Source organism: Priestia filamentosa, from assembly GCF_900177535.1.
Classification (GTDB): domain Bacteria; phylum Bacillota; class Bacilli; order Bacillales; family Bacillaceae_H; genus Bacillus_I; species Bacillus_I filamentosa.
The window spans coordinates 123,753-137,647 of record NZ_FXAJ01000006.1; the positions used below are offsets into that span (position 1 = coordinate 123,753).

A 13,895-nucleotide genomic window follows, 5' to 3' on the forward strand; every position below is an offset into this window, starting at 1 on the left:
TTATAACGAAAAAGAAGCTCAGACTACAGAATTTTTTTAATGATTTGTTTTTTCTAATTATTTTTAGTGTAAAGTAAATATTTCCACATAAAAAATAGCGGAGAATCATCTCCGCTATTTTTGCTATTAGAAGCTTTTTGCTAGTTCTTTTGCACGTGCAATACCGTCTTCTTTAATTTGTTCTGCTTTATTTGGTTCTGCATTATGTCCTTCAATGAATAAACCGTCAAATGATGGAACGCCGAAGAAGTTCATCATAATGCCAATATAACGATGACCCATTTCTAAGTCTGCTGCAGGACCTTCTGAATAGTAGCCGCCACGTGCTTGGATATGAAGGGCTTTTTTGTCTGTTAGCAATCCAACAGGACCTTGTTCTGTATATTTGAATGATTTCCCTGCAACTGCTACAGAATCTAAGTATGCTTTCATCACTGGTGGGAACGAGAAGTTCCATAGTGGTGTAACAAATACATATTTATCAGCTGAAATGAACTGTTCGTTTAGTTCTGCAAGACGAGCTACTTTACTTTGCTCTTCTTTAGAAAGTTGATCAAATTCACTTCCTGATTGAAGTTTGCCCCATCCGCTGAAAATATCAGCATCAATGTGTGGAATGTTTTCTTTATACAAATCAATATGAACAATTTCATCACTTGGGTTTTGCTCTTTATAAGCCGTCACAAATGCTTGACCTGCCGCCATGCTGTAAGATGTTTTTTCATCATGTGGATGTGCCGTAATATACAATACTTTTGCCATAATTTTTCGCTCCTTTTTCATTCAATCCTTTTATATAATGACCGTGATAATGGCTACTTATACACAGTATAAGCCGTTATTATAGATATCTATTTTAGTGAGCCATGTGATTTATTAGCATCATTATGTGTTCATTATATGCTCTCGATATCTTTAAGTCAATTATTTTTAATTCAAGATATTTCATTTAAAGATATATACATAAGAAACTTACCCTTTATTGCTGGTTATACAAGAAAATATACTTTTTAAAATAAGCTTTGCACTTGGCTCCTCCATTGCCTTTTTTTATTCATTAAGCAAACTGTTCCGCTATACAAACAAAATTGATTACTACGTTTTTTTAACATCCATTGCAAAAAGAAAGTGGTGATCGCTTTTTTACAGCTCTTGCGAGAAAACTGAATCATTCCCTTGAAGAAAATATAAGTGAGAAAGCTTAAAAAAAGAGAACTATCTTGTCATAGTTCTCTCTTTCTTTCTATTTAGCTTTTAAATACATCTACAAAAGAGATATGGTGACCTTCAACCTCTCGGATTTTAAACGTATATCCTTCGAATTGAATTTCGGTACCCTTTTCAGCTTCAAAGTTTTGTGTAAGGAACCATCCTCCAATTGTATCAACTTCGTCGTATTCTAAGTTTAGATTCAGTAAATTGTTGACATCACTAATTAGAACCTTAGAATTCAAGATATAGTGATCATCTGCTATTTTTCGTACTTCAGGTATTTCTTCTTCATCAAATTCATCTCTAATTTCCCCAACGATTTCTTCGACAATATCTTCAATTGTTACTAACCCCGAAGTCCCGCCATATTCATCAATAAGGATAGCCATATGCATACGTTCTTTCTGCATCTTAATCATTAATTCATGAATAGGAATTGTCTCAATAACTTGAATAACGGGATTAATGAAGTCGCTAAGATTTGTTTTTTCATTATCTTCCCATAGTGTAGACGTTAATACTTCTTTAATGTTAATAACCCCTACAATATTGTCTTTATCTCCATCTACAATCGGATAACGAGTGAATTTTTCTACTTTTAAAGTCTCAATTGTCTCATTGAGAGAATCATTAATCGATAATGTAACCATCTCTGTTCTAGGAACCATAATTTCTTTAGCAATTCTCTCATCAAATTCAAAAATATTATTTACATATTTCAATTCATTTTTATTAATTTCGCCACTTTTATAGCTTTCTGAAAGCAATAAGCGCAGTTCTTCTTCAGAGTGAGCCATTTCATGTTCAGAAGCTGGTTTTAAACCAAACAATCCAACAATCACTCGTGCTGATCCATTTAGTAACCAAATAAATGGGAACATGATGCGGTAGAACAAGATAATTGGTTTTGCAAGAGTTAACGTAATCAACTCGGCTTTTTGAATTGCGACTGTCTTAGGTGCTAGTTCTCCAATAACAACGTGGAGATAGGTCATAAGAGCAAAAGCAATACCAAAAGATAGAATTGTGGTTGTAGCTTCATTAAGATGTAATGCTTCAAATAAAGGATGCAATACACGTTCAATAGTTGGTTCTCCTAACCAACCTAGCCCCATTGCCGTAACAGTAATTCCTAGCTGACAGGCTGAAAGGTATTCATCAAGGTGAGTCGTAACTTTCTTAGCTGCAATAGCTCCCCTTTTCCCTTCAGCAACAAGCTGATCAATTCTCGATGTCCTGACTTTAACAATTGCGAATTCTGTTGCTACGAAGAATGCTGTAAGTCCAATTAAAATAGCAACAAGTATAAAATTAACAGTAATATTATCCAAATTAAAACCTTACGAATGTAAGGTTTACACCTCCTAAATAATTGTTATTCTTCTTCTTGACCTTGGAAAAAAATCATTACAAATTTAACCAATTCAAACACAGCCATTAATGTTGCAGCAACATATGTAAGAGCTGCTGCATTCAATACTTTCTTTACTCCACGTTCTTCATCACTGTAAAGAATACCTTGACTTAACATTAAGTTTCTCGCTCTTTTACTCGCATCAAATTCGACAGGCAATGTAATCAATTGAAATGCTACTGCAGCAGAGAAGAATAAAATTCCTACTCCAATTAACGAAAGCTGCTGTAAAAGCATTCCTCCTAAAAACATAAATGGAGCGATACCTGAAGCTAAGTTAGCTAGCGGAAAAATCTTATGTCTTACTACAAGAGCCTTGTATGACTGTTGATGTTGAATAGCGTGCCCTACTTCGTGAGAAGCTACAGAAACAGATGCAATAGAACATCCATAATATACTTCTTCTGATAATCTGATTACTCGATTCATTGGATCATAATGATCAGATAGCTTTCCAGGCACAACTTCTATCGAAACAGCCTGTAATCCATTATCATCTAAAATTTTACGTGCCACTTCTGCACCTGACATTCTTGTTTTAGTCGATACTTCAGCCCATTTATTAAAATTACCTTTTACTCTAAATTGAGCCCAAATCGAGATGCCTAATGCAATAAAAATAAAAATATCCATAGGATGGAAAAGCATTTAAATGTATCCCCTCTATCTTTTAATGTAGCAATAACAAGAGTGATTGAATTAAAGAAAAACTTTCTTTAGATAACCCTTTTTTTAACAAGTCTTGAGCATCTTTATCACCTTTTTGATCTAACACTTGATTTAGTTCTTTTTCTAAACCTTTCATTTTCAATCTCAGTTCTAATATATCGATTTCCTCTGCTTCTTTCTCTTGAAGAGATTTTTTTATCTCCTCTAAAGACTGATTTCTCTTTTTACATTTTTCAATGTATTCGATTTTCTCAATACATGAGCGATCATAGAAACGATAATTAGAAGTAGAACGTTCTGCTTCTAACAAACCAATATTTGTATAATAATCAATGGTTCTCTTTGTGAGCCCTGTTAACTTAGCAAGTTCACCGATTTTTAGTTTCTCAGCCCCAATTGAGACACCCCCTAAACTAACACGTGATGGTTTGATATCTATCATATGATTTAAACTTTTCTTTAACAACCGTTTTCATCATACGTTCACAAATGTTTCATAAAGAAGAAGCCTATCCAAGAAAAAAAGGTCCAGATTGTTTGTAAGCCAAGCAATCTGAACCTTTTTTTCTTGGATTTTTATATTATGTACATGAAAAGGGAACGTTGTGTATATTTAAAAATAAACAACTGGAACTAAGAATAACTCTCTTTTTTTACTCTCTAAATTCATTTAACCTTTCGTAAGTTTCAAGTAGAAAATCATAAAATAAAGATTCAGTTGGCAATAGTTTGCGTTGTGTTGGGTAGATCACTCCGACTGTTCTCGTAAGATTCGCATCTGATATGGGAATCATAACGGTAGACCGAGGGGTATTATCTATCAAGGTCATCTCTGGCATTAATGCTACACCTAGCCCTGCAGAGACTAATCCTTTTAATGCATCAATATCTTTTCCTTCAAATGCAATTTGTGGTGAAAACCCTGCATCATTACATCCTTCAACAACTTGTTTACGAAATATAAACTCTTCAGGAAGGACACAGAATGGATCATCTTTTAACTCTCTTAATCTAATTGATTTTCGATCAGATAACGGATGACGAATAGGAATGAGCGCAACTATATTTTCTGTGAATAAAGTAGCTCCTTTAATTTTCTTCTCTTTTTCCTGATCAGGCATTGGTGCAATCATAGCCAAATTAAATTCACCAGTTATAACACCATCTATTAGATCATAATAAAGGGCATTGCTCATTTGAAATTTAGCCTCCGGGTACCGAGTGCGAAAAGAAGAAATGATGGATGGTAATGTATGAGCAGCCATACTAATTGGAAACGCAATTCGAACGATTCCTCTTTCAGGATTTAAATGTTCTTCTACTTCTCTCTTTGCATCCTCCATCATATTCCATACTTGTTTCATCCGTTCAAAAAAGATTCTACCTAAAGGAGTTAACTTCACTCTTCTTCCCTCACGTATAAAAAGTTTGACACCTAATTCATTTTCTAAATTAAAAATTTGTCTGCTAACAGAGGATTGAGCAACATGTAAGACATCTGCTGCTTCTGTTACATGTTCCCTCTTTGCAACCTCTAAGAAATATTGAATTTGCCTTGTCTCCATGTTTAGTCACTCCATCTTAATGCGCTTAGCGCATTGATTTCATCGGAAATTAGTATTGAAACTATTAATTATAAAATTATAGAATGAAAACACATTTAAGAAAAGGAATTTTCCCAATTTTAAAATTTTTAGGGGTTGAACATTTATGAAAGTAATGGAAACAGGAGAAGCGAATCAAACAAGGATTGTAAAAGATTTTGTGAATCGTTTATTCAACAGTGTACAAATACAAAATCCAAACGAATGGGAGTTTCAACAGGCTGTTAAAGAAGTACTTGATTCTTTAATACCTGTTTTGGAGAAAAATCCACTATATATTAACCAAGCCGTACTAGAAAGAATGATTGAACCTGAGCGAATGATTACTTTTAGAGTTCCATGGGTGGATGATAAAGGGAACATAAAAGTAAATCGTGGATATCGCGTTCAATTCAGTAGTGCTATTGGGCCTTATAAAGGCGGACTAAGATTTCACCCTTCTGTTAATGCAAGCATTATAAAATTCCTCGGCTTTGAACAAATCTTCAAAAACTCATTAACAGGACAGCCAATTGGCGGTGGAAAAGGCGGTTCTGACTTTGATCCAAAAGGTAAATCTGATCTAGAGATTATGCGCTTTTGTCAGAGCTTTATGACAGAGCTTAGTAGACATATTGGTCCAAATATTGATGTTCCCGCTGGAGATATAGGAGTAGGAGCTAAAGAGATTGGTTATATGTTCGGACAGTATAAAAAATTAAAAGGAGCTTATGAAGCAGGTGTTCTAACTGGAAAAGGTATTGGTTATGGGGGAAGCTTAGGCCGAAAAGAAGCAACAGGATATGGGACGGTATATTTTGTAGAGGAAATGCTTAAAGATCAGGGATTAGGTTTTAAGGATAGTACAGTTGTTGTATCTGGTTCGGGAAATGTTTCAATTTACGCAATGGAAAAGGCAATACAGTTTGGCGCAAAAGTAGTAGCATGCAGTGATTCAAGCGGATATATTTACGATCGAAATGGAATTAATTTAGATACTGTTAAACAATTAAAAGAAGTAAAAAATGCAAGAATCTCTGAGTATATTAAAGAACATCAGGATGCTATATATCAAGAAGGATGTTCAGGTATTTGGGCAATTCCATGTGATATTGCATTACCATGTGCAACACAAAATGAGTTAAGTCAAGATTCAGCAAAATTATTAGTTGCAAATGGGGTTAAGGCCGTTGGCGAAGGTGCAAACATGCCTTCTACCCAAGAAGCTGTCAATACTTTTATCGCTCATAACGTTTTATTTGCTCCTGCTAAAGCAGCAAATGCAGGTGGGGTTGCAGTCTCTGCGCTAGAAATGGCACAAAATAGTTCGAGACTAGCTTGGACCCAAGAAGAAGTAGATATGAAATTACAAGACATCATGAAAGATATTTATAGCAAGAGTATGAAAGCCTCAAAAGATTATGATGCACCAGGAAATCTTGTTGTTGGTGCTAATATTGCAGGATTTTTAAAAGTTGCTGATGCAATGCTTGACCAAGGTGTTATATAAAAGATAAGCCCCACGTATGATTATAAGTAGAAAAAAATAAAGTACTATACAATAACGGTCACTAATTGGTGTCCGTTATTGTAAGTAAAAAGATTGTTGAAATATATATTGAATGCAAAAGCAAGATTTATTGTTTAAATGAAGGGCTAGATGGATAATTCAATGGAAAGTTAATATGCTTTTTGTATAAGAGAGACTTTCCTTTAGAAATTGATAGATATAGGAGAAGAAGATACTAAAGACATCGTATTTTCAGACATTACTCAAATCAAGATTCCTATATTAATGACCTAATATATCATCTACGCCAAAGCAATAGAATAAGCTACTGAAAAAGGCCTTCACACATGAGATAAGGTTCATAAAAATATCCTTCAGCACCCTCAGAAAGGCACGTATATCTCCCCTCAAACTTGAATAGTATGAAATTGAATTTGATTTTAAGTCTTAGGGGGAATAAGGGTGACTAATGGATTTGTAGAGAAATCTTTAGATGAAATTCGTTTTTGGTCAAGAATTATGAAAGAACATTCTTTATTTCTTAGATTAGGTTTTAGAGCAGAAGATACTCAATTAATTCAAGAAGCAAATCAATTCTATCATCTATTTGAACAAATAGAACAAAGAGCACATTCATTTACGAATCAAATAGATCCTACACACATGAAAAGGTTCAATTCAGAAGTTCAACAAGTAGCAACAGGAATATTTGCTTTTAAAAGAAAAGTCTTAGGTTTAATTTTAAACTGTCAAATGCCAGGCGCAAACAACTTTCCTCTTTTAGTTGATCATATTAGCAGAGAAGCTAACTATTTTAGAAAACGATTAATGGAGCTAAATGAGGGAAAATTAAAGCCCCTTGCTGATGCTATTATTAAAGAAAACGTATTCTTTCTAAGAATTATGGCTGATCATGCCAAATTTATAGGCCATCTCCTTGATCCCTCAGAAAGAAAATTGGTAGATATGGCCAGAAATTTCAGTAATGACTTTGATCAATTAGTTTTTCAAGCCAGAGATTTGGAATCTATGAAGCCACAGTCCCAAACTGTTCCTCTTCTTGATCAATTTCTTGATGAAAACCGAGTTTCCGTAACCTCTCTTCGGGATTTCAAAAAGACTGCGAGAGAGCTCATCGAAGAATGTAGAATTAAAAGTATTATTCATCCACTTCTAGCAGATCATACTTTCCGTGAAGCTGAAAGGTTTCTACATATTATTGATATGTTTGAAGCAAAATTAAAAAATCAAAATAATTGAAGTTCTCTATTAGAGTAGTCAAAGTCCAATATAGAACTTTATTCGTGTTTCGAGTAACAAAACACTGTTCCTTCTTAATACGTTCTATGTCCTTATCAATATGTTTTAAGTTATACTTGTCGTTCTTAATTAAAAAGGCACTTTCTCCTTATTAAGGAGAAAGTGCCTTTTTAATCTTATTACTATTACATATCTAACTCTTAAAAATTAACTATAAAAGAAATTAAATATGTAATCCTTCTCTAATCGATTTCAACGTAACTTCATTTGACCATTCAGGACGGTCAGGGTAAGCAAATACAGCATTTGTTACAATTCCATCGAATTTCATCTCTCTTAGTTTTCGATATAATGCCTCAAAATTAATTTCCCCTTCACCAGGATTTAAGTGCTGGTGAATGGTTACCTTTGCATCTGGTGGATTGACGATATAGCGTAATCCAAATGCTGCTTTATGATTCAGCGTATCGGCAATCAGAACATGTGCAAGCAAGTCACCTGCTTCCTCAAGATGTTGCTCAACATCACCAATCCCATCATCATAAAAGAAAGCATGAGGAACAGAATAAACAAGCTTGATCCAGTCTTTATCTAAAGCTCGAATCATACGAATAGCTTCTGTATTTAACTCAATAAAGTCATTCGGGTGAGACTGAAGATTTAAGTTAATTCCTTCTCTTTCAAAAATAGGCATAAGTTCTTCCATTGACTTTACAAAAGCAGCTTCACTTTCAACAGGACGACTTATATCCCCACTAAATTCACTATTCATTAGATCTACACCTAATTCAGATGTGATTTCGATGCATCTCTTCCAGTTTCGAACTGCGGCTTGTCGTTCTTCCTCATTTGGAGAGGACCACTGTTGAACAGGTAGAACAGATGAGATTTTAACCCCTGCATCACTGCAATAACGTTTTAAGTCTTTAATTAATGCCTTGTCTACTTTTGGATACTCATAAAACCAAATAAAATCTTTACGTGGAGATAATTCTACATATTCATATCCTAATCTTGCAACCGTATCAATTGTATCTTTTAAGTTTGTATTGTCACGATAATGTGATGGATCATAAGCTAAACGCAATGTAAATTTCCCCTTTCCCTTATAAGCTCAAAGCATACTCATATACACTAGGGCTTTATTCATGTTTTTTATTATCAAACTATTTTGCTATAAACGCTTATTTATTCTAAATATAGTAGCAGTTGTGCTTCCTACTATTAGATTTTTTCTACAACAACTAAATTTTTATTATAAAATTCAGGGCGTTCTTCTAAAGAAATCTGCACAATATTTCCTGACTCTTTCGCTTCTAAACAAGCATCTGAAGTAACAGCAGCAACGTAGCCGTCCCAAGCTGTTGGTCCATTTACTTCGCCTTTAAGCGTTGAATTAATCCAATCTTGAAGTTCCGTATCGTAGGAATCAATGAAACGGTCTTTCCAATCCACTAAAATTTCCGTAGATAATTTTGCTTCACTGCGTAAAACGACACTTGAAGGTTCAGGTAAATTTGCGATGCCTGTTTCTCCTACGACTTGACATTGAATATCATATCCGTACTGGCAGTTCACGAAAATCTCAGCATTAATTCGGATACCTTGTTTTGTTTCTAATAAAACAATGAGTGGATCTTGCAGGTGTTCTAATGCATTACTTGTTTTTCGAGGTGCAACGATTTGAACAGATACATAATCATCATTTAGTAACCAACGCAATACATCAATTTCGTGAATAAATGTATCAACAATTGCCATATCTCCTGTATATGTGTCAGGAACTGTAGGGTTTCTATGTGCGCAGTGAACAATTAATGGTTCACCAATTTTTCCACTTTCAATTACATTCTTCAATGCGCGATATCCTGTATCGTAACGACGCATATAGCCAACTTGTACTAATGATTTACCTGTAGCAATCTCTGCTTCCACAATTTTTTTACAACCCTCAGCAGTAATAGCAAGAGGTTTTTCACAAAATACTGGCTTTCCAACTTCAATAGCTGCTAATACAAACTCTTCATGCGTAGGCCCCCAAGAAGTAACAACAACTGCATCAACTTCTTCTGCCTTAATTAACTCATGACCATCATCATAAATTTTTGCATCAAGGTTTTGAGTTTCTACAATTGCTTTTGCTTGTTCTTTGTTAACATCAGTAACAGCAACGATTTTCCCACCTGATAATTTGTTTGTAATTCTTCGAATATGATCTTGTCCAATTGCTCCTGTGCCAATAACCCCTATTTTTAAAACCATCCTATATGGCCTCCTTTAGTTTCATAATTATTTGATAAACTTTTCAAAAAATCCCCTCTTGGTTCTCAAAAGCTCCAAAAACAGGAGCTTTTAAGTCTGAAGTTGTTACGAAATTGAATTCTCTATCCTATAAAGAAAACGATTCTTTTCCTTCATAACTGTAATGTTTTGAGACAGCTTTAATCGTTGTATCTTTTGCTGTCTTAATTGCTTGTTCAGCATCTAATTTGTAATATTCTGGGCGGAATAATTCCACAGAGACGGCATCATCATAGCCCTTCTCTTTTAAGATTGAAAAGATGCCATCTAAATCAATAGCCCCTAGTCCAGGCCAAACTCTATCTTCGTCTGTTAAGAAGCCGATAGGGAAATCCTCTGTATCATCAATGTGGACGATAAAGATTTTATTAATATCTGCTTTTCTAAATTCTTCTAGGTTTGATCCCATTGCATGGAAATGGAAGCAATCAAACACTAATCCTACATTGTCACGATCAACTGTTTGCACAATATCATAAGCTTGCTCAAATGTATTTACTGTGCATTGAGGATGCCCTACGAATTCAACTGCTATTTTGATGCCAAATGGCTCAGCCATTTTTGATAGTTCATTTAATACTTTTACACAACTGTCTTTAATTTCATCTTTTAATATTTTTTGTTCTGTTACTAATGGAACAGCTACAATATATTGAGCACCAATCTTTTGAGCTGTTTCGAGCATACCTTTAAATTCCTCAATAATCCCCTTATACTCTTCTTCTGTTCTATTATTGAAAAATACTAAAGCATTAAGAGCTAATGGTTTAATATGATTTGTCTTAAAAAAAGTTGCTAAATCATCGATTGAATGGTTTTCCAAGTATTCTGGTAATTTATCCATTGTGCGAATTTCAATATAATCGTATCCATGCTTATTGCAGTACTCTAAGTCTTTTATAAGATTAGAATTTTCTAATGTTGTTGCTTCGTTAAAACATAATTTCATATTAATCCTCTCCATTTCTTATCCAATTGTTTTATTGTTATTTAAGACTTTAGAACTTCCACTGCTATAGCTACGGAAGCCTTGTTCTAACTCTTCAAGTGTAAGCCCTTTCGTTTCTGGCAAACATTTTGCAACAAACGTTATGGCTCCTATTCCTAAAACTACAAAAACAAAAAATGTTGAAGATAAACCAATACTGTCTAGTAATACTGGAAATGTTAATCCGACAAGAAAGTTAACTCCCCACAAGCAAAATACAGTTACGCCCATCCCTAATCCCCTTAACCTTAAAGGGAATATTTCTGAAAGCATAAGCCATGTTACAGGAGAGATGGCTCCTTGCTGGAACGCAAGAAACGTAATTGTTAATGCCAAAACGATATATGGAAGAATCTCTGAACCCTTAAGTGTAATAGAGAATATCGCAATAAGTAACAATGTTACTGTTGTACCGGCTAGACCAGTTATAAGCATCGGCCGGCGTCCTACTTTGCCAAGTAACCAAATCCCTACAACTGTAGCTACAACAGATACCATTCCATTTCCGATGTTTCCAATAAGAGCTGCCTCGGTTTGAAAACCTGCATCTTGCAAAATTTTAGTCCCATAATACATAATGGAGTTCACACCTGTAATTTGCTGTACAACAGCAATCCCAATTCCAAGAAAAACTACGCGACGCACCCATGGAACTGTTAAATCTTTAAACGTTGCTTTGTCCATTTTTGATTCTTGAACGTAAGCGTTCTCAATTTCTTGCAACTCAGAATTTGCTCGTTCCTTTGTGCGTATTTTTTGAAGAACTTGCAAAGCATCTTCTTTTTTTCCTTTTGATACGAGCCAACGTGGACTCTCAGGTACTCTAAACATACCGAAGAATAGAAGAAGAGCCGGAATTGCAGCAATAGGTAACATATAGCGCCAAACGTGTGGATGCTCTCCTAACACATTTCCGATAACTGCATTAAAGGTAAAAGCTAAAAGTTGTCCTGTCACAATCATCAATTCATTTTGGGTAACCATTTTCCCGCGACTTTCAGCAGGAGACATCTCAGCTAAATATGTTGGTACTGTTACAGATGCTCCCCCTACAGCAAGTCCTAGCAAGAAACGAAAAATAACTATAATTATAGCATTCGGAGATAAAGCACACCCAATTGTAGAAACAAAAAATAATACTGCTAAATATAAAATCGTTTTACGACGTCCGTTATAGTCTGATAATCTACCACCAAATACAGCTCCAAATGCGGCTCCAAAGAGAAGAGCACTTGTTACAAGACCTTGTGTAAAAGAGTTAAGGTTTAACTGATCAGCTCTCGACATGTATGGTAATGCTCCATTGATAACCCCTGTATCATATCCAAAAAGGAGTCCACCAAATGTAGAGATCAGGATAATCGTACGCAAAAATGAATGTTGCCTTCCTTGTTTATCCATGATAATTCTCCTTAAGTATTTAAGTTACCTTGGTCAACTTAGCTTGTAATAAAACTTCTGCATTTTATCCCCATCCAATAAATGAAATCGATTTCAAATTTCAGTCTTTTTATCCTCACTTTCAATCGTTTTTTACGGTGTGCGAGATTAGTAATGAATAACAAATAAGTTAAAAGCGCTTTCACTTTCTATAAAAGTTTAGAATTATGTGCGCCTTTTTCATGCTTATTTCATTACCTAAACCATCTCTCATTTCCACTTTTTTATCCCCTTTGTATAATTATTGCTGTTATAAACTCATTCTATTAAACTGTGAATAAAAGGTCATTAAAAAAAATTGCTCACTTCTTTAGAAAAATTGCTATTCTTTTTAACAATATTGCTTTTTTCTTCTTTATTTAATAATATTGCTAATAATAAGGGGGAATTCATATGGGAGAAAAAGGGGTTTTAGCAAATTCGAAAGCGTTTTTTCATACACCAAGCAAATTCGCTAAGAAAGCGCTTTATCATATCACAAATGCAGGTTCTTATTATTGTTCAGATGCTTATGAAACGAAAAGAAATACATTTGGTGAGCATTTATTCCTGTATGTAAAGAAAGGGAAAATGAAAGTTCACTACAAAAACCAAGAATTCCTAGCAACAGAGAATATGTTTATCTTTCTTGACTGTCAGAAACCTCACTTGTATGCAGCACTAGAAGATACAGAATTTGAATTTCTTCACTTTACGGGAAACTCAAGTGAAGACTATTTTGAACTGCTTTTTAATCGAAACGGATGTGTCTATTCACTTGATAACAACTGGAATATAAAAAGTTGTATGAATCATATTCTCACAATGATGGAAAAAAACAAAGTAGATGAACATGCAGCTTCAATTATTGTCCAGAAGATTCTGTGTGAATTAAATGAAATCTCTAACCAGGCAACACAATCCGTAGAAGAAATTGTCCAAAAAGCTATTCTTTACATTGAAAATCATTATAGTGAGGATATCAATTTAGACGATATAGCAAAACACGTTCAATTAAGCCCTTATCATTTTTCTAGAGTCTTCAAAAAACATATGAATGCTTCACCATATCAATACTTAATTAACTATCGAATTAATAATGCAAAAAACTTACTATATAATACGAATTTATCCGTCAAGGAAATAGCGTTCACCTGCGGTTTCAATAGTGTCTCTTATTTTGTCACAACATTCAAAAAACATAGCGACCTATCACCAAGAAGATTTAGAGAACTTCAGTTTTAGATAGAAAATGAAATGATTGATTCTGTAGAGAAGGCATATGCTCTCTGGTTCTGAATAACCTGTTGCCTTCTCCCTTTTTATTTTTTAAAATTTTTATATAAAGGGAAAAAGCCTGGTTTTTGACAAGTTTTCTCTATCCTAACTCGTATGTATTCAATCTTTCAAAATTCCCTGTTATACTCCTTTGATTTAGTCCTGTTTCTTATCAAGAACATTCATTTTTCTTTCTGATTTGATCTTTTAGTTTATAAACTAATACGTTTTGAATGCTTTAATTACGTCTATTCCCCTTAC

The 13,895-nt window shown here is 34.3% G+C and carries 12 protein-coding genes; 3 read left to right on the plus strand and 9 right to left on the minus strand.

Translation table 11 applies throughout. The features are described 5' to 3' along the window. Positions 1–126: 126 nt before the first annotated feature. The 5 genes from B9N79_RS19880 to gltC all read right to left on the minus strand — a co-directional run bounded on the left by B9N79_RS19880 (position 127) and on the right by gltC (position 4,860). Entirely contained in the window at positions 127–762 is a 636-nt protein-coding gene (locus B9N79_RS19880; RefSeq protein ID WP_040060743.1) for an FMN-dependent NADH-azoreductase, read from the minus strand. A 485-nt stretch (positions 763–1,247) separates the two neighbouring features. Beyond that, positions 1,248–2,543, minus strand: coding sequence for a hemolysin family protein (locus tag B9N79_RS19885; RefSeq protein WP_019390835.1), 1,296 nt, complete (start codon positions 2,541–2,543; stop codon positions 1,248–1,250). A gap of 44 nt (positions 2,544–2,587) precedes the next feature. Beyond that, positions 2,588–3,274: a zinc metallopeptidase gene (locus B9N79_RS19890; protein WP_019390834.1), complete on the minus strand. Its 687-nt coding sequence runs from the start codon at positions 3,272–3,274 to the stop codon at positions 2,588–2,590. 22 nt (positions 3,275–3,296) lie between these two features. After that, a complete protein-coding gene (locus tag B9N79_RS19895) occupies positions 3,297–3,761 on the minus strand; it encodes a MerR family transcriptional regulator (RefSeq protein WP_019390833.1) in 465 nt (154 codons plus the stop codon). A gap of 187 nt (positions 3,762–3,948) precedes the next feature. Continuing rightward, positions 3,949–4,860: a glutamate biosynthesis transcriptional regulator GltC gene (gltC, locus tag B9N79_RS19900; protein ID WP_040060746.1), complete on the minus strand. Its 912-nt coding sequence runs from the start codon at positions 4,858–4,860 to the stop codon at positions 3,949–3,951. Between the two features lie 145 nt (positions 4,861–5,005). On the opposite strand from gltC, the gene gdhA reads away from it, so the two are divergent. Next, entirely contained in the window at positions 5,006–6,388 is a 1,383-nt protein-coding gene (gene gdhA, locus B9N79_RS19905; RefSeq protein WP_046218108.1) for an NADP-specific glutamate dehydrogenase, read from the plus strand. Positions 6,389–6,850: 462 nt separating this feature from the next. Then, a complete protein-coding gene (locus B9N79_RS19910) occupies positions 6,851–7,648 on the plus strand; it encodes a DUF2935 domain-containing protein (RefSeq protein WP_085118833.1) in 798 nt (265 codons plus the stop codon). A 223-nt stretch (positions 7,649–7,871) separates the two neighbouring features. On the opposite strand, the gene B9N79_RS19915 is transcribed toward B9N79_RS19910, so the two are convergent. The 4 genes from B9N79_RS19915 to B9N79_RS19930 all read right to left on the minus strand — a co-directional run bounded on the left by B9N79_RS19915 (position 7,872) and on the right by B9N79_RS19930 (position 12,338). Beyond that, positions 7,872–8,735 (minus strand): sugar phosphate isomerase/epimerase family protein, encoded by an 864-nt coding sequence (locus B9N79_RS19915; protein ID WP_019390829.1) that lies wholly within the window; start codon positions 8,733–8,735, stop codon positions 7,872–7,874. 137 nt (positions 8,736–8,872) lie between these two features. Further along, positions 8,873–9,910: a bifunctional inositol 2-dehydrogenase/D-chiro-inositol 1-dehydrogenase gene (gene iolG, locus B9N79_RS19920; protein WP_019390828.1), complete on the minus strand. Its 1,038-nt coding sequence runs from the start codon at positions 9,908–9,910 to the stop codon at positions 8,873–8,875. 127 nt (positions 9,911–10,037) lie between these two features. Continuing rightward, complete coding sequence (gene iolI, locus B9N79_RS19925; RefSeq protein ID WP_040060752.1) at positions 10,038–10,898, minus strand: 2-keto-myo-inositol isomerase; 861 nt, start codon at positions 10,896–10,898, stop codon at positions 10,038–10,040. An 18-nt stretch (positions 10,899–10,916) separates the two neighbouring features. Beyond that, positions 10,917–12,338, minus strand: a complete 1,422-nt coding sequence (locus B9N79_RS19930) for a sugar porter family MFS transporter (RefSeq protein WP_040060754.1) — start codon at positions 12,336–12,338, stop codon at positions 10,917–10,919. Between the two features lie 432 nt (positions 12,339–12,770). On the opposite strand from B9N79_RS19930, the gene B9N79_RS19935 reads away from it, so the two are divergent. Further along, positions 12,771–13,601, plus strand: a complete 831-nt coding sequence (locus B9N79_RS19935; protein WP_048896684.1) for an AraC family transcriptional regulator — start codon at positions 12,771–12,773, stop codon at positions 13,599–13,601. Positions 13,602–13,895: the final 294 nt, after the last annotated feature.

Excerpts from the sequence above, each read along its gene's own strand:
- iolG (WP_019390828.1), bottom strand. The coding sequence starts at position 9,910 with ATGGTTTTAAAAATAGGGGTTATTGGCACAGGAGCAATTGGACAAGAT.
- B9N79_RS19935 (WP_048896684.1), top strand. The coding sequence starts at position 12,771 with ATGGGAGAAAAAGGGGTTTTAGCAAATTCGAAAGCGTTTTTTCATACA.
- gltC (WP_040060746.1), bottom strand. The coding sequence starts at position 4,860 with ATGGAGACAAGGCAAATTCAATATTTCTTAGAGGTTGCAAAGAGGGAA.
- iolI (WP_040060752.1), bottom strand. The coding sequence starts at position 10,898 with ATGAAATTATGTTTTAACGAAGCAACAACATTAGAAAATTCTAATCTT.
- B9N79_RS19930 (WP_040060754.1), bottom strand. The coding sequence starts at position 12,338 with ATGGATAAACAAGGAAGGCAACATTCATTTTTGCGTACGATTATCCTG.
- B9N79_RS19890 (WP_019390834.1), bottom strand. The coding sequence starts at position 3,274 with ATGCTTTTCCATCCTATGGATATTTTTATTTTTATTGCATTAGGCATC.
- B9N79_RS19880 (WP_040060743.1), bottom strand. The coding sequence starts at position 762 with ATGGCAAAAGTATTGTATATTACGGCACATCCACATGATGAAAAAACA.
- gdhA (WP_046218108.1), top strand. The coding sequence starts at position 5,006 with ATGAAAGTAATGGAAACAGGAGAAGCGAATCAAACAAGGATTGTAAAA.